Below are 22,699 nucleotides of genomic sequence, written 5' to 3' on the forward strand. Positions count from 1 at the left end.
CCGCTACGACAAGAGGGCCTACGTCTTCCACGGCACCGTCACGGTCGCGGCGATCCACCTATGGCTCCGACCGTGATCCGCCGGACAGGCCCTAGACGAGTCGACCGCGAAGGGCTTCGACACCGGCACCCGCCCCGCTAGGAGCCTGTCGGTGGACTCGTCCGTAGCCCGCCCGCCTCGCCGAGCGTCTTCGCAAAGCCACCACCGCACGAAGCTGCTGACGCTCTGACCGAGCTGACCGCCCCCCACAGGCGGCCTCCTCGCCACGTTGGAGGCGGTGCTCACTGCCACTGCTGGCGCCTTCGTTATCTGGCCGGCGAGCACCTGCACATCATCCGCACCAACCTCACCTACATCCGCAGCAGCCTCGCCGACCGGCACGTCCCGCATCCCGGCCGCAGCACTTGCACCGAAGAGATGCCGGCCACCGGCCGTGGCCACTTCGCCGTGCGCACCGATCCGCTCTGCCGCGCACGCTCTCGGCCACCTCTCCGATGGGCGTCGCCGGGCTGGGCCGCTGCCTCCTACCTTGCCCAAGGACTTCATGCACGACCACGAAACCGAGCGTCTGGCCTCGTACGCCGATATCCTCGCCGGCGAACTTCCCGGCGCCTGGACCGGTGTCCTCCTCTCGCCCGATGCCAAGGTCGACCTTGCCGAGTTGGCTGACCGCATCTGGGACCTGGACCTGATCGCCGCCTCCCTTGCCGAGCACCGGCTCCATCAGGCCGCGGTCCTCAGCCGCCCGGACGGCGCCCAACTCGCCATCCTTGACCGTCACGACGAACGCGAGGGATTCCTCATCGCTGCCGTCGCCCCCCGCGCCCTGCCCGCCCACGCCTATCGCGCCGTTCCTGAGCCCAACGGCATCGCCCTGGAGGGTGATGACCCGTTCCGGAGCGCCAAGTTGGTCGCCGGTGACCTGCTCGTGCGTTACGACAGCGCGCTCGCCCAGGTCCGCCACAATGCCCTGGGCGACATCGAGCCCTCGCAGTCGGACCGGGTGGTCCTGACCTGGCAGCCGGACGGCACCTTCGCCACCGCACCGCTCGATGACCGCGCCCATGCCGTGCTGGTGGCCAACGGCTTCGTGCACGACCCGCACACAGGCATCTTCCGCCTCAGCGGCGACGACACCAGGGCGCAGGCACACGTGCTGCGCACGCTCGGCCCGCAGCTCGACGCACTGGGCATCGACATCGCCCTCCAACACGCGGTGGGACGGGCCGCCCCCGCCGCCGCCCCTGCCTCCATGTCACCAGCCCCGGCCGGCCCCCGCACACCGGCCACCAGGGCGCGATGAGGCAAAAACAGTGGCCCGACGCCTTCCTCGGTATCCCCAGGCCGCGCCGGGCCTACCACCGGAGACCGGTGGGCCGTCGAGCAGCAGTGCCTGACGACCACCGTCTCGATCGGTACCTCATCGTCGCGGGTCACAGACTTCACCGCGCCCTCATCTGAACGCGCGGGACACACCGGCCACCCTCTTTCCCCACATCTCTCTCGTGGGCAACCCGTCCGGCCCCGGCGCTACGGGCTGCCCACCGCACGGCTCACACCTCGGAGAAGCCCATCACACCCCGCACACTCTCACCGATCAGCCACCGGCTCACGCCTCGCCTCGCGACGGCTCTGTTCCGTGGCTACCTGCGCGCCTGTATCCCCACCGGTCTCGACCGCCCCAGCCCACTGGCCGGCGCACACCCGGAGACCGTCCTGGGGAAGGCGCCGCGCGCTGGCCACCCTCACTGACCATGCACCGACTCGGAGGAGTATGTCCCAGCCTGTCCCGCCCCCGATGCGACTGGCCGACGCGATCACCCGACGATGCGGCCAACTCGCCAACCAACTCGCGCAGCTCCCCCCGGGCCAGGCAGCCCAGGTGACCGCCCGCGTTCTCGACGCGGACACCGGAGCCTTCGGTGACGTCCTCCATCCCCTGGTCGCCGGTAGCGTGTTCGCCAAAGGCCAGGCTGAGGGAGGGGCCCTGCCGGCAGAGGTATGCCTGGCTCTGGGCCGCGGTGCGAACGAGCTGCACGACATCGCCGTGGACCTGGATGAACACCGGGGCGCCCTCCAGCGCCTTGGCTCCCGGCCCGCTGCCGCCTCGATGAAGCCACCGGCGGAGCCCGCGCTGCTTGTCGTGCGGCGGCGCCGGTGAAGAACGCGAAGAGGCAGGGCTGGGGGCCAGGGGAGCAGGCCGAGCAGCACTACCTCATCCAACCCCGCGCCCTGGCCGGCGGCGGTGATATGCGGCACGTGTCGGAGTTCCTGCGTGCCTCGGGCTGGCGAGACAAGGCCAGGGCGGGTGGTGGTCTTTTGCTCATGGAGAGCCCGGACCGCACCGTCCGTGTTGGCTACGACCCCTCCAGCCCGCCTGGCGGGTGGACCCTCCACGGCCGCACACAGGGCCCCGGTGGGCAGTGGTGGGCGCACCTGGGCCAGCAGACCCCGGTGGAGATTGTCGCCGGCTTGACCGACGCTCTCACCCGCCCCCGCCCCGCTCATGCTCCCAACGTCTGGGCGCCGTTGGAGGGGCAGGGTTGGCGCACGCGTTTCGTGGGTGAGCACTACACGGCGACCAGTGCCGATGGCACCGCGTGGGTGCAGTACCACCGCGGTGGCAACGGCGGAGCGATGTGGTGGGCTGGGGCGAAGGACCAGCAGGGCAACGGCTGGACAGCCCACCTCTCACCCCACACGCCCCTGCACGTGGTACAAGCTTTCGCAGCCGCACTCGCGCACCCCGAACCACTCATGCGCCCGCGTGACCGCGTTCCACGCAGTGCACACATTCGTACCTGGTCGGTCTCCGTCACGCCTTCCCAACTCAGCGCCTGGCGGCAAGCCCGGATCACGGCAGCCCGCGCTGCCACCTGGGCTCGCAACAGCGCTCGACACGCCCGGCCACGCACCACCGCCCGCCCCCACGTCCCCCGCAGCGGTCTACGGACCCACCGTTGACTCATGCTGAGGAGTATCTGTTGCTCGACCTCACTCCGGACTCCCTGCGTGGTAGCCGAGGTGTTGGACGAACGCGTTCACGCCCTCGCTGCTCGCCAAGCCATCCGGCCGACCAGTCCGATGCCCTCGCGGAAACCATCAGCCCAGCGCGGTCGCAGCCGCTGCCCCTCGTCCCCGCCCGGAAGAACGTAACCCTTTGTCCCCTCCCTCCTCGCCGAACGGTTCCACCGACGGGTACGACCTCCTCCTACGTCTCCTGCTGGGTGTGCTCGCGATCGTCGTCCCCCTGGCCCACCTCGCCTGGCTCTCGGGCAACATCACCGCCCACCTCGCCGGGATCAACTGGGCTCCGTATCAACCGACCACCGCTCTGCTTCACCCCGCGCAGGTCTGGCCCGAAATGGGAGAAACCTTCCTGCTGATCGGCGCGCGCATCGTGCCCGTACTTGTGCTCCTGACGCTCGGGGCGGCGGCAGGCGCCATCTGGACCCGTCACAACAACCGCGGCGGCGGTCGGAAGAAGAAGATCACCGGCATGGCCAAGGCCCGAGAAATCGAGCCCCTGATGGCCAAGGCGATCACCGACAAGGCCCGGTCGCTGCGACCGAGTCTGAAGGACGTCAAGCACCTTGACGCGAAGGACACCGGCGTTCTCCTCGGTAACCTGCAGGGCACCAGGCACGAGGTGCGGATGGGGTTCGAGGATGTCGCCGTGGCGATCATGGCGCCGCGGTCCGGCAAGACCACCTCCCTAGCGATCCCCTCCGTGTTGAACGCCCCCGGTCCGGTGTTGCTCACCAGCAACAAGGCCGCCGGTGACGCCTTCACCGCCACCTACGAAGTGCGGGCAAGAGCGGGACGGGTGTGGAGCATGGATCCCCAGCAGATCGCTCATGCCGACCGCGAGATGTGGTGGAACCCGCTGGCCAGCGCGAAGACCTTGGATGGCGCCAGCCGGTTGGCCGGCCACTTCCTCGCTGCCAGCGTCGATGCTTCCCAGCAGGGTGACTTTTGGTCCAAGGCTGGCTCCAACATTCTCAGCCAGTTGTTCCTGGCCGCTGCCCTGGACGAGCGTCCCATCACCGACGTCATGCAGTGGCTGGCCTTCCCGGCCGACCGTGCCCCGCTCGACATCCTGCGTGATCACGACTTCGCCGCCGTGGCCGCTCAGCTCAAGGGTACTGTCGAGGGGCCGCCCGAAACACGCGATGGCATCTACGAAACCGCCCGCCAGTACGCCGCCGCCCTACTCAACGCCGAGATCGCAGCCTGGGTCACCCCCGGCAAGGCGGTCCCCGAGTTCCGGCCGGAGCAGTTCGTCACCTCCACCGACACGCTCTTCCTGCTCAGCAAAGACGGAGGCGGTGGCGCCTCCGCCTTGATCGCGGCGTGCGCGGATGCGGTGATGCGCGCCGCCACAGCCCAGGCCGAGCGCGCCGGCGGGCGGCTGGACCCGCCGATGCTGGCGATCTTGGATGAGGCCGCCAACGTGTGCAAGATCAGCGATCTGCCGGACCTGTATTCGCACCTCGGCTCGCGCGGAATCATTCCCATCACGATTCTGCAGTCCTACCGCCAAGGTCAGAAGGTCTGGGGGGACGCCGGGATGGACGCCCTGTGGTCCGCCTCGACGATCAAGGTCATCGGCAGCGGCATCGACGACCCTGACTTCGCGGACAAGCTCTCCCGGTTGATCGGCGACCACGACACCGAGACCGTCTCGACCTCGCACTCGGAGTCCGGGAAGTCCACCTCGATCAGCATGCGGCAAGAGCGGATTCTGCCCGCCGACGCGATCCGCGCCCTCCCCAAGGGCACCGCGCTCTGCTTCGCCACCGGCCTGCGCGCCGCCATGCTGGACCTGCGCCCCTGGTACCGAGAGCCCGGCGCAGGGGAACTGTCGGCGGCCTCCGCGCGCGCGTCCAAAGCGATCACCACCCGCGCTGTGGCCAAGCACACGCCCACCCAGGCTGACTTCGGGACGGCGGCATGAGCAGGGCCCGCCGGTACCTGATGCCCGTCCGCTCCCGCGAGGCCAAGGACTTCGTGCGCCTGTGGCACCGCCACCACCGGCCACCGGTCGGACAGATATTCTCCGTCGACGCCGCCGACGAGGCAGCACCTTGCGGGCTGTGGCCGTGGTCGGCCGCCCCGTCGCACGGCACTGGACGACGGCACCACCCTCGAAGTCACCCGGACGCCAGCGACGGCACGCCCAACGCCAACTCCCGGCTTTACGGCGCCGCCTGGCGAGAGACCAGGCGCTCGGATACGCCAGTTGATCACCTACACGTAGGCCGGTGAGAGCGGCGCCTCGCTGCGCGGCGCTGGTTGGCGCGTCCTGGACCACCGGCCTCCGCGGCCGGGTGGGGACCGCCCCTCTCGCCCGCGGACCGACCAAGGCGCCGCGCGGATCGCCCGCACGCTGTGGCAATCACCCTGACCCTGACGCTCCGTTGCACTTTCGCCGAACGGGAGGCTCGCTATCCCCGAATGCCACACTGACCTACCCCTCATCGACCACGTCGCCGCTGCCGAGCGAACTGTCCACCAAGACGAGAAGGCCAGCGCGGACGCCCCGGACAACGGTGCGCTGGACGGCTGCTCGCCCTGGGCGCGCCGCAGCGATGCGGACGAGCCGACACAGGACGACTTCGGGCTGGCCTGTTGATACTCGACCTCTTCGCGGGGGCGGGTGGCTGGAGCCACGCCCTGAGAGTTCTCGGATCGCGAGATGTGGGTTTGGAGTGGGATGAGGCGGCCTGCAAGACCCGCGTCGCCGCAGCGCACCTGACTGTTCGCACCGACGTGGCGATGTACCCCACGCGACCCTTCGTGGGGCGCACCCGTGGGCTAATCGCCTCCCCGCCGTGCCAGGCGTGGAGCATGGCTGGCAGACGCCTGGGGCTCGTGGACCAGCCGCTGGTGCACGCGGCGGTCGAGGACCTCGCAGCCGGACGCGACACCCGTGAGCGCCTCCTCGCGGCCTGCCGCGACCACCGTTCCCTCCTAGCGGCCGAGCCGATGCGCTACCTGCACGCCCTGAACACGGCCGGCGAGCCCGAGTGGGTCGCCCTGGAAGAGGTGCCGGCCGTCCTTCCACTGTGGAAGCAGTACGCGGCCATCTTGCGCACCTGGGGGTTCTCGGCCTGGTGCGGCCTCCTGACCGCCGCCGACTTCGGCGTTCCCCAAACACGGAGGCGGGCCATCCTCCTGGCCTCCCGGCTCCGACCGGCGCAGCCACCCACGCCCACACACGCGCAAGTTGCCGAACCCACCCCTCTGTTCGGGCCGGGCCGCGACCGCTGGGTCAGCATGGCCCAGGCCCTGAAGTGGGATCCGAGTGACCAGTCCCACCCCGGGGCCCCAGCGTCGGCCCTCCCTGCCGAGGCGCACCGGTGGACTTGGTCCCTGCGCAGCAACAACCAGTGCCACGCCACCATCCGACCCGTCCAGGAGCCGGCGGGCACGCTGTTCTTCGGACACCGCGCGAACCAGTGCACCTGGGTCGCCACACCCCGCTCGGCCAACACCACGGGCACCAACGAGCCAGCACTGCCCAAGCCGATCCAGATCACCGCCCGCGAGGCCGGCATCTTGCAGACCTTCCCCGCCAACTACCCCTGGGCCGGGAACAAGGGGGAGCAGTTCGCCCAGATCGGCAACGCCGTGCCACCCCAGTTCGCCGCCCATCTACTGGCTCCGCACCTCGAGGTCACCTTCGACCCCGACGACTTCGTCCTGGCGGCGTGATGGCCCACCGCGATGTTTCCCATGAAGAAGGGGAGCTGCCACCCCCTCACCCGGTGCGCTACGCCGAGCAAGCACTCCTGGGAGCCCTCCTTCTGCGCCCTGACCGTCTCGCGCAGGTCGAGAGGACCATCGAACCAGACTCATTCGACCACCACGCACACAGCGTGCTGTTCACCGCGATACGCGACCTGTCACCTCCCGCCCCAGCCCAGCACGCCAGCGCCCCCATCTGGCTGAACCAAGTCCTCACCGCGGCTCGTCGACACACCCAAGGCTTGGACGCCTCCTACCTGCACACGCTCATCGCGCTGTGCCCGCGAACGGCGCACGCCGCCGCGTACGCGCGGATCGTGCAAGCAGACCACGCCCGACGCACCCTGCGCGAGCACGCTCAACGCCTGGCTCAAACCGCTACCGACGCCACCTTGCCGCGCCCTGTGACCGTCACCCTCGCTCAGGTCGACGCCCTCGCTCTGTTCCTCGACGACCTCTCCACGCAGCTCCCCACCCCCTCCGGCCCACTACGCCACGGGGCGCCACCGCTCACCCCGGTAGTGGCTGACGACGACCCAGCGGCGCTGGAGGAGGAGCGGCTGCTCCTGGCGAGCGCCGCCGCTCGGCCCGGTGACGCCGCGGCGATGCGCTGGATGATGCCCTGCGACTTCACCCACCCGCTGCACGCCGGCCTCTGGCACAGCCTCACCATCTTGCTCCGTCGCGGCGAGCCCATCGACCCGGTGACCATCTTGTGTGAAGCCCACCAGCAGGGCCTGCTCGCCCGTGAGCCCGTGGAGCCCGGAGACGTTCTGGCCCTCCTGGCGACACCAGCCGGCTCCGCCCACCACTGGGGCCAGCGCATCCTGCAACGCGCCCTGCTCACCACGGCATCCCGCATCGGACACCACATCCAGGCCCTGACCGACGACCCCGCGACCGGAACCCACCAGCTCGTCTTCAGCAGTCGCCGCGCCATCGGCAACGTCCAAGCCCTGCGCACCCGCTGGGGCCAGGCCACCTGCCCAACGCCCCAGCGTGGAGCTCGCGCACCGACCACCCCGTCCGCCTCACCCCGAGCCGGCCCACCCCGACCAGCACCTACCGCCCCGCCACGCTCTCGCACGAGGTGATCACCACTGCGCCGCAGAGCCTGTACCGCGCGCGGCACGAATCGAGCACTCCATGTCCAACGCCGACGTTCACTTCGCAGTCCACCCCACCCACGCCACCGCGGTCATCGCCACGGTATCCAGCGACCTGCACCTGACCGCCAACGCACTCCTGGCCGGCCACGGCTTCGAGCCCGTCATCGAGCGCACCTGGGTCCTGGCCCGCATTGACCACCACGAGCCCTGCTGGGCCAACCTCACCGCCCAGTCCATGGCCGATAGGGGCATCGCGTTCCAGATCGCACCTGAACTGCGCAAGATCATCGACAGCCACACGTCCCAGGGCCAGCACTCGGCGTCTGCCGCGGGGCGCGACACGCGCAACAGGGCATCGGTCGAGGCCCAGCAGATCCCCAACCACCTGCGTCACGGCCGCCTCACTATCCACGCGCACGCCTACGACGGCCCCTCAACCGTCGCGGTGGGCACCTACCACGACGGACCAAGCGTCCGCCTCCACGGTGAGGACCACCTCCGCACGGTGACCGACACCTTCCCCTCACCCGTCCAGGCGATCAGCGCCTTCCAACACCTGCACCGTGACGCCGTACGCCCAGGACCCGCACCCCTGACCCACACCGAGCGCCAGGTGATCGAAGCCCTCACCAACCTCCGCAACGGCCGGGAACCAGAGGGGCCATCGCGACGCGAGACCGTCCCGGCTCACGCCGCCGACCCCGCCGATCACGAAGCCGTACTCGACCAGTTCCTCAACCAGCACGCCAACTGGCACAAGCATCGCGTGTGGTCGGACGAGACCACCCTCGCCATCGACGAAACACAAACCCTGCGCGTCAAACTCGTTCACGATCCAGAGGCCGGTGAGGCCACCTGGACCATCGCCGCCTACGAATCGCCAGTCTCCGAACGCACATAGCGCATCACCCTGACCGCCATCACCCCGGCCCCCGTCCTAGAGACCCTGCTCGACACACTCGCCGAAGCCGACCCATGGGACCTCGCACTCGGAAGCCCGGTAACCGATAGGACCGTCACCCACGCCACACGCCCCCTGAGCGACGCGGGGTGGCAAGGGGTGGCAACCCGCCATCAACGGACCCACAATCACCTGGAAAGCACCCCACTCCGGCGGACAGGAGTCCACCGTCGGCGTCCAGTTCAACGCCCTCTCAGCGCACCCTGCACACAGCTACCTCGACACCTGGACACTCTGGGCAGGCAAGAACCCCGAACACTCCACCTGGACCCTCCACGCCTCCGCCTTCACTCCCACCGCACTCCTCACACTCCTGAACGAGACCCTGGCCCACGGCATCGGCACCCGCACCACATCAACTAACCAGCACACCGCACGCCCCCGACACAGGTCGAGCCTCGCCTCGCAGGCCACGGCTGCCCCAACCACCAGTCGCCGATCACGCTGATCGGTGAACGAGGGCGAGCAGGGTCTGCCTCGGGAGTTGTCTACGGGTTGACGATGGCGCCGCTGCCACACTGAGCCATGTCACGAACCGCGCGGTGCGCGCCCGAGAAGTAGCCGAGCACCTTGCCATCCCGAGCCTGGCGTATGACTTCGGTGTCCGCCTTGGCCAACCACCCATTAGGGCCGCTGATCTCAGCGTTGTGGACTAGGTTCGTAACGGAACCGAGAGCCTGCCCCGCTATGTCGAAGCACTGGTCGACATCGTTCTCGCCCGCGGCGTTCACATGGGCGGGCATGCGTCTGCGCCCGGCGGCGAGGACAGCGATTGCGAGCTACTCTGCGGCCGCGTCATGCCAGCGATAGCCTACGAGAATGTCGTGGTCGTCGGATGCGAGACATGCTCAGGCCGCGGCACCGATGCCTTTGCTGCTGCCCGTGACGGTGGTGACTGGCTGCCGCACGAGGGACCCTCGGATAGCGCGTTGATCGATCATTTCACGTTCGGCATCATTCCTCCGGCACGGGTTCGAGGATGCCCTCCACTCCCGCGGAGAAGGACACCGATCCGTCCAACGACGGGACATGCAAGATCGCTTCCACCGTCAGGTCATCGGCCCGCTCTTGCTGGCCTAATAGTTCGATGCCCGCCGGCTTCCCTCCCACAAAGAGCCGCACGAGCGTGGCTTCGTTCGTGTCGTCAGTGCTGACGATGAGATGCATCCCGAGCCGTGGCCCTTCCACCACGACCTGTCTTAGCGCCGTGACGACCTCCGGCGCCAGAAGCAGCACCTTCTGGAAGTCCTCCACAACGACGACGAGGCGCCGCAGCGCATGTGGGATGCCGTACTTGGCCGCGTCGTGTGCGAGCGACCCAAAGTCTGAGTCGTCGATGCTCCTCCCGAGCATGTTCCAGCGCTTCGCGACTTCCTGCTGGAGCTTTTGGCAGAACGAGAGGACGTGCGTCGGGTGGCGGCTCAGGCCGAGGAACGCGGCACCACGCACGATGTCCTCGAAGCTGGCGCCCCAGCTGCGTCCGTCGTAGTCAGCGCGGACCAGTTCGAAACCAGTCGGGTTCTGCCGCGTTAGCTGGTCCAGCACGCGACGCAGGAGGCTCCTGCGGATGGTGGCCGGGAGCCCACGCAGCAGAAGATGGGGGCCTTGGCCGCCGCGGTCCTCGCTCTCCAGGTCCAGTCCCACCGGGCCCAGGTCGGCATCAAGCCCGAGGGAGACCCACATAGATTGGCCGCCCCCGGGCCGCTGGAACGCGAGGGAATCGAGGGCACGCCGCAGCCTGGTAGCAGAGGGCCGGTGCGCGGGGTCTCTCCGCGTGCATGCCTCCAAAATGGCGGTCCAAGTGGGGGAGAGCCGGCCGTGGGACAGTGCCAGCGTGGCTTCGGAGAAAGACTTCCTCTGTCTCTCGCCCATTGCCATGTCCATGAGGGTGACACCGAGCGCGTAGATGTCTGACTCAGGAGTCGGTTCATCGCCGGGCATGATCAACTCTGGGGCACGGTACCGGGGGGGCGGTGCGTACGTGTCCCAGTGCGGAGCGGTCCTGCCGTCCACGGAAGCAGTCATCCAGCCGGTGATCTGAACCTTCCGCCCCGCTATCAGCACGCGACGGGGGGTGAGCGAGCCGTGGACAAGGCCCCTTCCATGGGCGTTGACGAGGCTTGCCGCGAGTTGGCGGGCGATCTCCAGCAGGGTCGCCTGGTGCAGCACGACCTGCAACTGTACGAAGTCATGAAGGTTCGGCGCCGGCCCCGAGGCGCCGTCCAGCGCGCATTCGACGGCGAGCCAAGGAAGGCGGCGGTGGACATCCCAGGCCAGGAGTCGCGGCACCAAGAAGCCGTCCAGCCGCTTCAGCGCCGTCACCTCAGTCGTCACAAGGTCGACGGCATGCCGAGGGTTGTGCTCCTCGGGCATGCGTATGACGAGCACGCGGCCCTCGCCGTCGTGGGCCAACAGCAGCCTGACGTCCGACCAGCCCTCTGTGCACTCGGCGAACACCTCGTACGGCACGCCGTTGGGGCCTTCGAAGCGGCGGTCGGCGACGGGCAGCCGGCGCCATCCCGTCAGATCATCGGCGAGGACGAAGCCGTCCGGGAGCTCTCGGAGATCGACGTGCGGGCTGAGGGGGGCGGGTGTTGATGCCGGTTCCGGCGAGGCGGGCGGGGCGATGCCGAGCCTGCGCCGAAGGGTCTCGTCGGCCCAACCGAAAGGCTTATGACTGCCCGTCCTGACCCGTTCCGGGCCCTCGGAATGGGGAAGCCAGGCAGGGAATCCCGTGGGGGTGTGCGGGAGCCCGCCGAGATGGGTCGTGACCTCCCGTGCCGTCCTGAACAGCTCGGAGGGCGGCACCGTGCCCAGCAGAACCGTACGAATGTCCTCGGTGAAGTCGAAGGTCTTCTGATGCGGGAGGCCGGCGGAACCGTCGACGCTATGCATGAGGCCGCCGAGGAAGACTTCCGCCAAGTGGGCCGTGTCGACGGACGGCTGCAAAGCGTGCTGGATGAGCCGCATAACCGGGACGGGGAGTGGTGCCACAGCCGCCAGGTGTGCCGCGAGGCAGTACGCCTCCGGGGACGCCGAGGTCTTGAACCGCAGCACCGCCTCCTCCGCCGCGACGGACCCAGCGGTCCCGGCGAGTGCCTGTGCGCCGACGTCGGGTACAGGCATGTCCGGCCCGGTCAAGAGCGGGAGCACTACGGTCTCTCCGGGGGAGCCGATGAGCCGGGCCCAGTTGTCGATGCCGCTTCCCGCCGCGGAGAGCACCGGAACCGGTACGCCATCGTAGGGGGCCAGTTCCGGTGGCAGGACGGGGTCTTCGACGCGCCAGGACCGGTTGGCCGCTCCCCTGCGACGGGTCGTCACGCGCCAAGGCCGAGCGTCGATGCCGGAACCTGCCCACAGCCTCGGCGGAAGCGCATGGAGGGCGGCCACGGGGCCCATCGACGCAGCGCGGTCGAGCTCTCGGTGCATCGATCCATCCCGCCAGGCCCGTCCGATGCCGTCGCTCACGACCAAGAGCAGAGTGTTGCCAGAGGGGTCGAGGACTGTGGATATCGGTCGCGCCCGGTCGCGCCCGTCGTATGGGCGGCCGGTCAGCCGGGGACTGCCCGGGGTGCGGCTGTCGAGGCCGTGGAGGCGTACGTCCCGGAAAGCCCCGCATCGCTCCATCAAGACACGAATCTCGCCCGTGAGTCGCTGCCATAGGATCATCGAGACGCCGTCGTCAACAAGGATTACCAGGTCGAGCCAGCGGGTCTGCGCGGGGCGGAGCACGGCGTCGGGGAGGCCAGTCTCGGCCATTGCAGAGACTGTCGCGTCGATGTCGAGTTCGGTGCGCAACGGGTCGGGACGGAGCTGGCGCAGTGGACGCAGGGCGCGCCCGATTTGGAGCTCCGTACCGTCTAGCGCCTTCATTTCCGGGGCGCGTACGGCCATCGCGGACCGGTCGAAGGAAGCGGCCTGACTCGGCGGCACGGGGGCTGCGTGCAGTCCGTCCCCTTGCGCGGCTGGCGCTCCGCCACCGGGCGATGTGGTGGCGAATGACGCTCCGTTGCGGCGGTCGTTCGGGGGCGGGTTCCGGTACTCTTCCCTGCCGTTGAAGGGTGGCGTGGCGGCGGACTCGACCGGGGCCAGGGCCGCTGTCTCGGCGGCGGCCTCTGCGGCCTGAGCCAGCCGTGCCATCGCCGTGGCCGCCGCTGGGGGCAACCGGGCCGCAAGCCACAGCGTGTCGCGGAGTTCTTCGGGGTCGAGACGTTTGCCGTCGCCGGATAGCGCGTTGCGTACCCGGTGCAGCATGGGCTCGTTCACAGGGCGCGTGCGAGATGGTGCAGGACGGCGTTCAGCAGTCCGTCAGCGTCGAGTTCGACGCCGCCACGCCGGAGGAACACGGCGTTGAGGAGCTGGTCCGTTGCGAGTTCGCCGCGCGCCCTGCGGGCGAGGAAGGCGCGCATGAGGTCGTCGATCTCAGGCGTGTCGTAGGCTTCGGAGCCGTCCTTCGGGTCGAGGTGAGCGGAGACGATGGCGCGTAGTCGGTTCTCGTCCGGTTCCGGGAGGTCGAGGCGGACGCAGCGGCGCAGGAAGGCTGGCGGGAAGTCTCGTTCGCCGTTGCTGGTGATGATGACGACGGGGAACTCGGAACAGCGGACACGGCCACGGACGACTTCGGTCCATTTGCCGGAATCTGCGGTCATCACGCGCACCGAGGACTGTTCCTCACGGAGCCGGGCGAGCTCGGGGATCTCGAACTCGCCTTCCTCGAAGACGTTCAGGAGGTCGTTCGGTAGATCGACGTCGCCCTTGTCGAGTTCGTCGACGAGGAGCACACGTGGCGACTCTGATGGAACTAGGGCGGTGCCAAGGGGGCCGAGCCGCAAGTACGAGCCGATGCCCAGGCTCAGTGGTGTGGAGCCGTCCCCGTCGTGGGGTTCACGGCTCATATTGGTCTCGCGGAGCCTGCCGATGGCGTCGTAGCGGTACAACGCGTCTTGGAGTGTGGTGCGGCTGTTGACCGGCCAGTGCAGGACGGGACCGAGGGACAGCTCGTGGGCCACGGCGTACGCCAGGGAGGACTTGCCCGTCCCGGGGTGTCCGGTGACGAGGAGCGGTCGGCGGAGTAGTAGTGCTGCGTTAACGACGTCCGCTTCCTGGGGGCCGATTAGATAGGGCCGATTGCGATAGGCGATGTCCGTTTCCCCGTCCGCGTGGCCGCCGAACCGCCGCCAGGGCGGGGCCTCAGGGAAGGTGATAGTCCTGGCGCGGCCGTCGCCCTTGAACAGCCGCCAGTCAGCCTCCTGTTCGTTGTCGGCCGTGTCTTGCTGCCTGTGGGGTTCATGGGCCGCCATCGCGTGTCCGTCCTTCTCTATGGTGCGGGCGTTCGGTGGGTGTGGTGCGTCATGTCGGGTCGGCCAGCTGCAGCGGACCTGGCAGTGCTAGTTCGCCTTCCTCCCAGATGAGGGCCGGTCGTGCCGCCCCGCACGAGGCCGAGGCGGCGTACTGCGACTTTCGGAACTCTTGAAGCCGTCGAGGGAGCTTGTCTAGGGGACCGGTGGGGTCGAGGGTGTCCATCCGCTGCGCGTCCTCGTGCGACCTGGCGTCTCGATCCCACAGCACGACCGGCACTCCCATGGCCAGGCACATGTGGAGGAACTGCTGCCGTCGCTCCGGCGGCCCGTGGAGGACGACCCGCGCGGTGTCACGGTAGGGCTCGTCCAGAAGTTTGTGCAGACTCATGATGTCGTGGCACGACTCGTCGACGACGAGCGTCCCGTCGCCCCCGACTGCCCAGCGTCTTTGCCTCTCGCTCGCCGCCGTGGTGACGTTGGCGGACAGGTCGGGGCAGCGCAGCGCGACCTGGTAGCAGCCACCCAGCGGGATGCTCAGTTCGGCGAGGGCAGGGAAGATGTCCCCCAGACCGCTGCCCGCGTCCCACTCGTCGATGGGGATGCCCAGCCCGTCGGCCTCTACCACCACGTCGACGCGCGTCGGAGCGTGACCACTGGTCGCCTCACTGGCATCCGCCGTCTGGCGTATAAGCCGTGCGATCTGTACCGGCTCCAAGGGGCTCTCCGGGGTGGCCACCGTTGTGCGCCCGCCGCCCTTGTGGCCGAGCCAGATCTCGCACAGGAAGCGATCCGGATCGCCGGCGCTCGCCCGATGGAGCCGCACGATGACTTGCGTGACGGGTGCGGGGACGCGAGCGGCCCATGCTTTGGCGTCCGCGCGGCGTTCCATGAGCGCGGCGAAGCTGATGCCCAGCCGTTTGGCAACGCGTTCGCACCAGGCGCGCAGCGATCGCTGTCGGGCCGGGTCGGCGACGGCGGCAGCCACGAACTCCGCAAGCCGGAGCATCGCGGGTACGGGCAGGGAATCGGTCGTGGCGCCGCGCCCGTCCGGGTACTCCTCTAGCGCCTGAACGACGGTACCAACGGCCTCCCCCGAAAGGCGGGGGGAGCGCGTGAGTGCTTCCGGAAGCTCCAGGAGACGCAGGGCCTCCTGCGCCGCGCGCGGGATCAGCTCTGGCTCTTCCGCGGCGACGCTGAGCAGGGCGGTGTATAGCTGCTCGTGTTCCCTGACAGAGAGTAGCCTGACGGCGGACTCGGCGCGGCCGAGTGCCAGCAGACCGTTTAGCGTTGCGCGGTCGCCGACCACGGGTGCCAGCGACTCCGTCAGTGTGGCCAGTGCCCGTTCCTCGGTGAGCAGCAGGGCGGCCAGCTCATCCAGGGTGGGTGCCGACTGCTCGCTGCCCAAGGGCACCTCCAAGCCGAGGCCGGCGGCGAGGTGCCTGCAGTGGTCGGCACGGCGCGCCGTGTCGTCCAGCAGAGCCCGCAGCAGCGGGACCATCTGACGTACGGAATCCCCGCTCGGTCCCGCACAGACGAGGTGCTTCGGTGCGATGACCTCGCATCCGGCGAGGACATCGTGTGCACCCGCGAGGGTCAGGCGTTCCCGCACGGTCTGCCAGGGCACGGCCCAACTGCGTCGGACGGTCTCCTGCGCCCGCAAGGGGGCCTGGCCGGATATCACCTGAGCGATGACAAGACCGGCGACAGTGTGGTCGGACTTTACCCGCAGGGGGCCGCCGCTGTAGCCGGGGCCGATGGCGGCACCAGTCAGGAACCCGTCGAGGTAGAAGCCAGGGCCGTCCCGGAAGCCGGCCACGGTGTCGGCATAGGTAACGCCGACACTGCCGCCGTGCCAGGCGCGGAGTTCCAACCCCTCGGTCATGTCCCGCCAGACCACGGGGGTGGCCCACTCGGGGGCCGGCTCCTCTAACTCAAGCACCGCCAGATCGCCGTCCCACACGATGTCGTTCGACCGTGGCTCGGGTGCCACCCAGACCGACAGTCGGGCCCAGCCGCACTGAGAGGCCTTGCCGGAGCCGTGAAAGGCGACTCTCAACAACTTCTCGTCGGTAGGGGGTTCGGCACAGAGCAGGTCCCGCCCCACCGCGTCGTTGACTACGTGTGCGCACGTCAGCAGGTGGTTCGGCGAAAGGAGCGCGGCGGCGCCCACCGCCTTTCCGCCGCTCTCACGCATCAGCGCGGCATAGGAGACCGGCGTCGCCGGCCGGCTAAACCAGCCCATCGGCTAAGCCGAGGAGGCGTCGCTGGTGCCCTGGTTCTGCCAGGTGGCGCTGACGGTCATGGTCGCCTGGCCATTGGCGCCGACGATCCCGAGCTTGAGATCCTGACCGATCTGGATGCCGAACTCAACCGTCAGCTCCTGGGGCGGGCGCGCGGTAGCGGTGACCGCGGTGTGCACCTCTTCGAGCAGCGGGCCCAGTGGCCGTAGGGCGGACCGGAGCACGTCCTGGGCGAGCACGGCGGCCCGCCGACCGCGGGCGACCGGGATGACGGCGCCGAAGCCCTCCGGCAGGTCGGCGGCATCTTCCGAGGGAGTGGCGGGGACGAGTGCGTGGGCCGGTTCTCCGACGTCGGCGAGTTCCACGCGGATCGCGGCACCGGCGAGTTCCAGTTCGAGGTGTTCGGGCATGCGCCACATTGTGCACGAGCGGCGCGGCACAGCCGGGACGGCTCTTCGCCTACGTCGAGTTCGAGCCGCTCAGAATTCGGCTCCACCGAGGGCTCGGGCGGGGCCGCACGCCAACATCCCGATCGCGTGCCGGCCACCTTCCACCGCACTCATGGAGCACGGTACTTCTGTGACTCCTACTCGGTGAGCGACGCCTCCTGCTCGACGGGCGACGATCGCTTGTGGCGTTAACCGTTGCAGAACAGCCAACCTGAGCCCTCCAGGCCACCGCTTACACCCCAGCCTCATTCCTTACACGCCTGGTCGAGACCCTCGCCCACGGCATCGGTACCCGCACGACACGCACCAACCAGCACACCGCACGCACCGAACACCAAACGAGTCTGGCTCCCACTTCGCCGGCCACGGCCGGCCCACTCACCAACCGCTGATCACGCTGATCAGGAGCGGGGCAACATAGAGCGGGGTCGCCGGCTCACCAAACCAGCGATCCCGCGCACCATAGAAACACCACCGCCACGCCAACCCGCACGTCGAAAGGCGCCGCCCTACGACCACAGCAGCCCCACAATGAGCGCGCCCCAAAGGCCAGCAGTCCGGTTACGCCGTCGCGTAGCTGGCCCGAAACAGATCGTGCGCCCGGTCCACATCCTGCGGCGTGCGCAACCGCACCTCCAGATCACCCGTTCCGTGATGCCCGAGACCAGACACGTCGCGGGTGAACCCCGGAACGAGATCAACGTCCTTCGGGTCGACTTTTAGGTAGACCAGCAGCTTGCTGCGCTGCGGCGGACACAGGCACGCGAAGTTACGCAGGCGCTGATAGGCGCGATGGGGCTTGCGCTCAACACGGTGCACGCCATGCCCCAGCCCGACCAGCACCTCGTCGACCGTGCTCGCCAGCTCCACCATCGACGCGCTCTGCGCATCGGCCGTTACTTGAGCGACCGCCCGTCGGCGCGCCGAGCGGACCACCTGCGTGCCACCGCTCACGGAAGCCACGGCCTCCAGCCCGAACAGGTCGCTTCCGAAGAAGCGGTAGCGGACCAAGTCGATCGAACGCCTGTGCTCACGTACGGCATGTACGTCGTAACGGGTGAAGTCAGCGGCAACACAAATCAGGCGCGGGCTACTCCACAACACCTGGGCCGCGGCCCTGTCCCCAAGCCGAGCGCGGACCAGGTGCTCGAATTCGGCACGGTGGTCCATCAGCCAGGCCAGGTAGAACAGGCCCTGGTTGATCACGCCGGCATCCGTGCCGCGCTTGTACTCGACGATTACAGGCGAGCCGTTCTCGTCCAGCCCGAGCGAGTCGATCCTGCCAGCGTGCACCGGCCCCGTGCCGTACTCGCTCGCCAGGAACCGGACGCCCAACAGCGTCTCCATGTGCCCCTCGACGAGGTACTGCACATCTGCCTCGGCCTCCGCCAGACGCGGCATGACCTCAACCACACTGCTATTCACCGTGTCCGTGCGGAACATCTTCAGGCCCGACACCTCCCCCTCCTCGGCTAGGAGTCCGTCAACACCGCTCCGGGGCAGGATTATTTCCGCGAGAGACCTCGGCGAGAAGAGTGCGGCGTGAGGCATCGTCACCGAACACCTGCGTCCCACACCTCACAAGGCTTGTCAGGTCCCACATACGTCCCACAGGTTTGCGGGACGGGCGCCCGAGGAGCTATGTTTTCACAGGTCAGACGCCAGGGCTCAGGGGATGGCGCAGGCGCCTTCTAAGCGCCTGCTCTATCACGAAGCGCACCCTGCAGTGCCCCTTCGGCTTCGGCACGCTGTCCAAAAATGTATGGATGCGTGGAAGCGGAACTCAGGAATCAGTCGTCGAATAGATCGGCTTGCTCCCAACGGGCGACGTCGGCTCGCCTGAGTCGAGCAGATTCCCAAGCTGCTCTGCTTCCTTGGTGGACAGCCCTAGGAACAACCAAAGCGCGGTTCCCAGCAATTCAACGAAGGGAACAAGCGCTCTTGCTCCCGGCGGGCTGGCGATCCTGCTGATGAAATCACGTCGCAGGGGAACTTGGGTGGATGTCAGAGCCCGCGCTTCAATTACGCCCTCTTCCCGCCCCAGCGCGGCGCTGATGCCGTCCAGTTGCGGGTCATGAGTAACGTCTTCACCCGGCGCGTCATGGCCGATACTGCGGTTTGTCATCAGCACGCGGATGGATGTCAACGGGATAGAAAAAGCGGCGGCGCGTTCCCGGACCTCCGCCAGTAGGGGTGCGTCAAATTCTTCGGGAGCGTGGAGATCCTTACGACTGGAAGTCACGTAGGCGATGAATCCAGGGCCGTGAAGGCCAAGATGCCCATCCTTGATGACCCAGCGCCACGCGTCATCGGTGCTCGGTGAGTCCGGTACCACCACCATGCAGACGTGCGCCTTCCACGTTTGCACCGCGCTGCGCATCAACTGCTGAAGGTTGGGGGTGTCCGTGATGTCTGTCCGCAGGAGAGTCTTGGCGTCCACGAGCGGTCGGATACGTCGCCAGAATCCCGCATCCCTGATCTCCGGAGAGGTCAGCAGCAAGTTCAGCGAGGTCTCGTCGAGAGACGCCAGGTGGGGCACACTGGCCGGGAACTCCGACAAGGAGCGGCCACTCCCCTGCCACATAGCCGCCATCAATGTGGACATACGGCGCGAGACGTCGGGCACCGTGTGCCTGGAGACCTGTGAGAGGGCCAGGCGAGTAGGTCCCGTTCGGCCTTCGCGCGCTGCCTCCACACCCGTGCCGACCGCGTACAGGAAGCGGTCGACTTGTTCGGACTCGGTGAGTTCCCGATCGCCGAGGTCGTCCCCCTCCTTCGTATGTGAGTACCGCGCCGGTGATCGGGGAGTCGGCGTACTGGCGCCGCCAGAGAGCGTCGGGTGGGTCTGAGCCCTGACCACTCGCTGACCTATCGCTGCCCCTGCCCGAGTACTGACCGAATGACGGCCTCACTGACGTAGCGCCAACTGGCATTGCCACTAATCCGTGGGGACGACAGGTGACTTTCGCTTTCAGGGCAGCGTCACGACCCGACAAGCGGCTTCGCACGCGCTGCGAGATTTCATTCCGCTTCTCGCGCGCACCAACTCGTCAACCTGACCCCGCCAGGGATGAGCAGTGCGCGACTCGTCGGGCGACGGGTGGCGGCCGACACCCACCCTGGCCATGCCGCCGGGGAGGACGTTCTGGTCGCGGCGCGGGTAACCTCAGGGACTCGCGCGCGCCGGCCGCGCGGGCATGGGTCGCCCGATCCAGGCCGCGGCCTCCCCCAGGAAAGCCTCCTCTCGTCGCCCCCTCCCGAGCCCGCACGGGATGGTTAACATGGGTAACCGCAAGTCACGCATCGTAGAGGCGAGCTTTTTCGGGCATTTCCTGTCGCGACGCAACCGCGTCAACTGGCCTGATCCGCGAGGCCCTCTCGGGGCACCTCTTTCTCATTCCTTTCCCAGACCAGCCGATCCGGCAGGTGAGTCGGGGTTGTGGCCGCGAATCGTTTGTCGCGTACCGTGGGCCGCGCGGCGCTCAACGCGCTTCGTGTGCTCAGGGGCATTGTCACGAACCACGGGGGTGGACAGTGATCAAGTTACTTATCGCCGAGGATATGCATCTCATTCGAGGGGCGTTGGTCGCCTTGCTGAACCAGGAAGACGATCTGAGTGTCGTGGCAGAGGTGGAGCGCGGCGACCTGATCGTGGATGCGGTCGCGCGGCACAGGCCCGATGTGGCCCTCATCGACATCGACCTGCCGGGCCTCGACGGGATTTCCGCGGCGGCACTGGTACGGCAACAGCAGCCGGAATGTCAGGTACTGATCGTTTCCGGTCATGGCCAACCCGGCACCCTGCGGCGGGCGCTGTCAGCCCGGGTGTCCGGGTACCTGTTGAAGGACTCCCCGCCACGCGATCTGGCCCAGGCGGTACGGAAAGTGCACGCTGGTCAGCGGGCGATTGATCCGCACCTGGCGATGATGGCCTGGGAGGGGCCGGAGAGCCCGTTCACCACCCGGGAGGCGGAGGTTCTCCAGCTCGCCGCGCAGGGCGCGCCGGCGGCCGAGATCGCCTCCCTGCTCAGCCTCTCCGTCGGCACCGTGCGCAATTACCTGGCCAGCATCGTCTCCAAGACCAACGGGCGGAACCGGGTGGACGCCATCCGGATCGCGGAGGACTCCGGTTGGCTGGTCTGACGCCCTGCCGGTGGCGCGCGCCCGGCGACCAGGGCGCGCGCCGTGCCGAGTCGCCGAGGCGGTCATCGCGCCGGTCGTCGAGCCCCGTCGCTGGGCAGGGCGCCGAGCCGATCGGGTAGGCGCCCTACCCAGCGACGGGAGGAGCGGGAAGAGACAGGTCACCGCAGGGAGTCGGCGAAGCACCGGTGGCGGCCGGGTGGGGCGCGTGAGCGGCGTCGCGTCCCGACGTCTCACGCGGCGCACTCCATGGGGGCCTCCACCGGGACCGGCACCTCGACCTCCACGAGGAACCAGCCGTCCTTCCGGAGGCCCGCGCGCGTCCAGCCTCCGGCCTCGGCCAGCCGGGCGCCGATGTTGCCCAGCCCGGCACCCCGGTGATGGGGGCATGCGTCACCCGGTGACACCCCGTCATTGGCGACACTGACGCGCACGACGCCCCCACGGCTGGCCACGCTGATCCGGCAACGCCGGGCCGTACTGTGCTTGAGAATGTTGGCGGCGCACTCCCGGAGGACCACCGCCAGCAAGCGGTCGATCCGCAGCGGCAAAGCGGCGTGGGACGCCTCGATGGTCGTCTTGACGCCCATGGATCGCATGACGTCCACCACCGAGTCCAGTTCACGGGAGAGAGCACGGGCGTGGGTGCGGGCACCGCCCGCGACGACCCGTGCGTCGGACGTGGCCCGTCGGGCCATGTCGACGATCGCGCTCAGTTCGTTCCTTGCCTGGTCCGGTCTGCTGCCGAGCAGGCTCAGCGCGAGTTCTCCCCGTAGCGTGATCACCGTCAGACTGCTGCCCAGGACGTCGTGCATGTCACGAGAGAAGCGGCTCTGCTCGGCCGCGACCGCACGTCCGACCAGTTCTTGGCACGAGCGCTCTGTCCGCGTGCACGTGTCCGCCAGCCGCGTGAGGCCGTACATGACGAGGCCGAGCAGCGCGGTGGAGCCACTCACACGTACGGCGGGACCGGTCGCGATGCCGGTGGCGGCGCACCACGCGAACAGGGTGAGTGGTGTGAGCGCGAACAGCGCCCATCTCCACGAGCGGTGGAAGAACAACAGAAGGGCTGCGGCGAGATGCCCGGCCATGCCGCCCCAGGCCAACCCCAGGGTCGCTAGGGGGACGAAGGCACACGCGGCCTGGGCACCAACCAGCCAGCCTCGACGAACGCCTGGAACGCGGCCGTTTCGCATCAGACAGTACGCCAGGTGGGTGACGACGATGGCCACGCACTGGATGACCATTCGGGCGGGCGTGTGCGCGCCCACCGGGGCCGCCAGCGCGTTGAGCACCAGCAGCATTCCCACGCCGCTTTCGGCCGTGGTGACGAGTTCGCGCGTCGTCACGCGCTTCCGCGCCCACCACGCCCGTGCGCCGTCTTCCCCCCCGGGTCGATCGTTGGAACCCCACATGCCAGCCCCCTCTGGTCTGCGGTAGCGCGCGACCTCGTGCCGCGTGGCTCTGCTCCCCGGAACGGCGGTCGACCGTGCCGGACGGCCCACGGAAGGTCGCGCGGTGTGCTCTCGGGTCGTCTCGCACCGCGCCAACGGATCACACGGTACGCGCTGTTCGTCGACTCCCCGCAAAGAGAACGATTATTCTTTTAATCTTGTGTGGTGATAGTCAACCCCGACTGGTGAACGGGTCAAGCACTTTCAGAGGGCGCCCGTGAGCTGGCGTTTCATCGGGCGTTGGGGAGGCTGGTCATCAGCGGGCGGTGGCCGTTGCGTGCGTCCCCGGACAGCGC

Annotated in this window: 16 protein-coding genes; 8 read left to right on the forward strand and 8 right to left on the reverse strand. The window is 68.5% G+C overall.

The genetic code is table 11. The features are described 5' to 3' along the window. The first annotated feature begins 544 nt into the window (after window positions 1–544). The 7 genes from ACFVFR_RS08490 to ACFVFR_RS08520 all read left to right on the forward strand — a co-directional run bounded on the left by ACFVFR_RS08490 (window position 545) and on the right by ACFVFR_RS08520 (window position 8,760). Complete coding sequence (locus ACFVFR_RS08490; RefSeq protein ID WP_383698935.1) at window positions 545–1,303, forward strand: hypothetical protein; 759 nt, start codon at window positions 545–547, stop codon at window positions 1,301–1,303. A 471-nt stretch (window positions 1,304–1,774) separates the two neighbouring features. After that, window positions 1,775–2,161: a hypothetical protein gene (locus tag ACFVFR_RS08495; protein ID WP_383698936.1), complete on the forward strand. Its 387-nt coding sequence runs from the start codon at window positions 1,775–1,777 to the stop codon at window positions 2,159–2,161. Beyond that, complete coding sequence (locus ACFVFR_RS08500; protein ID WP_383698937.1) at window positions 2,158–2,964, forward strand: DUF317 domain-containing protein; 807 nt, start codon at window positions 2,158–2,160, stop codon at window positions 2,962–2,964. The genes ACFVFR_RS08495 and ACFVFR_RS08500 overlap by 4 nt, the downstream gene beginning before the upstream one ends. Window positions 2,965–3,160: 196 nt before the next feature. Then, window positions 3,161–4,957, forward strand: a complete 1,797-nt coding sequence (locus tag ACFVFR_RS08505; RefSeq protein ID WP_383698938.1) for a type IV secretory system conjugative DNA transfer family protein — start codon at window positions 3,161–3,163, stop codon at window positions 4,955–4,957. Window positions 4,958–5,631: 674 nt separating this feature from the next. Beyond that, entirely contained in the window at window positions 5,632–6,717 is a 1,086-nt protein-coding gene (locus ACFVFR_RS08510) for a DNA cytosine methyltransferase (RefSeq protein WP_383698939.1), read from the forward strand. Then, complete coding sequence (locus ACFVFR_RS08515; protein WP_383698940.1) at window positions 6,717–7,844, forward strand: DnaB-like helicase N-terminal domain-containing protein; 1,128 nt, start codon at window positions 6,717–6,719, stop codon at window positions 7,842–7,844. Before ACFVFR_RS08510 ends, ACFVFR_RS08515 begins: the two co-directional genes overlap by 1 nt. 52 nt (window positions 7,845–7,896) lie before the next feature. Beyond that, complete coding sequence (locus tag ACFVFR_RS08520) at window positions 7,897–8,760, forward strand: hypothetical protein (protein ID WP_383698941.1); 864 nt, start codon at window positions 7,897–7,899, stop codon at window positions 8,758–8,760. A 548-nt stretch (window positions 8,761–9,308) separates the two neighbouring features. On the opposite strand, the gene ACFVFR_RS08525 is transcribed toward ACFVFR_RS08520, so the two are convergent. The 7 genes from ACFVFR_RS08525 to ACFVFR_RS08555 form a co-directional block, all read right to left on the reverse strand. After that, window positions 9,309–9,593, reverse strand: coding sequence for an SDR family oxidoreductase (locus ACFVFR_RS08525; RefSeq protein WP_383699077.1), 285 nt, complete (start codon window positions 9,591–9,593; stop codon window positions 9,309–9,311). Between the two features lie 181 nt (window positions 9,594–9,774). Next, window positions 9,775–13,086, reverse strand: coding sequence for an SAV_2336 N-terminal domain-related protein (locus ACFVFR_RS08530; RefSeq protein WP_383698942.1), 3,312 nt, complete (start codon window positions 13,084–13,086; stop codon window positions 9,775–9,777). Continuing rightward, window positions 13,083–14,120, reverse strand: coding sequence for an AAA family ATPase (locus ACFVFR_RS08535; protein WP_383698943.1), 1,038 nt, complete (start codon window positions 14,118–14,120; stop codon window positions 13,083–13,085). Before ACFVFR_RS08535 ends, ACFVFR_RS08530 begins: the two co-directional genes overlap by 4 nt. A 49-nt stretch (window positions 14,121–14,169) precedes the next feature. Beyond that, a complete protein-coding gene (locus tag ACFVFR_RS08540; protein WP_383698944.1) occupies window positions 14,170–16,059 on the reverse strand; it encodes a hypothetical protein in 1,890 nt (629 codons plus the stop codon). A 306-nt stretch (window positions 16,060–16,365) separates the two neighbouring features. Continuing rightward, window positions 16,366–16,770, reverse strand: coding sequence for a CU044_2847 family protein (locus ACFVFR_RS08545; protein WP_383698945.1), 405 nt, complete (start codon window positions 16,768–16,770; stop codon window positions 16,366–16,368). 600 nt (window positions 16,771–17,370) lie between these two features. Next, window positions 17,371–18,267 (reverse strand): transporter, encoded by an 897-nt coding sequence (locus ACFVFR_RS08550; protein ID WP_383698946.1) that lies wholly within the window; start codon window positions 18,265–18,267, stop codon window positions 17,371–17,373. 325 nt (window positions 18,268–18,592) lie between these two features. Then, window positions 18,593–19,369 carry a hypothetical protein gene (locus ACFVFR_RS08555; protein ID WP_383698947.1) on the reverse strand — a complete coding sequence of 259 codons (777 nt, stop codon included), beginning with the start codon at window positions 19,367–19,369 and terminating at the stop codon, window positions 18,593–18,595. A gap of 974 nt (window positions 19,370–20,343) precedes the next feature. Between ACFVFR_RS08555 and ACFVFR_RS08560 the strand changes: the two genes are divergently transcribed. Further along, a complete protein-coding gene (locus ACFVFR_RS08560) occupies window positions 20,344–20,952 on the forward strand; it encodes a DNA-binding response regulator (RefSeq protein ID WP_383698948.1) in 609 nt (202 codons plus the stop codon). Between the two features lie 230 nt (window positions 20,953–21,182). Here ACFVFR_RS08560 and ACFVFR_RS08565 read toward each other — a convergent pair whose 3' ends face one another. Beyond that, on the reverse strand, window positions 21,183–22,298 hold the full coding sequence (locus ACFVFR_RS08565; RefSeq protein WP_383698949.1) for a sensor histidine kinase: 1,116 nt from the start codon (window positions 22,296–22,298) through the stop codon (window positions 21,183–21,185). Window positions 22,299–22,699: the final 401 nt, after the last annotated feature.

The organism is Streptomyces sp. NPDC057702 (assembly GCF_042799315.1).
Taxonomy (GTDB): Bacteria; Actinomycetota; Actinomycetes; order Streptomycetales; family Streptomycetaceae; genus Streptomyces.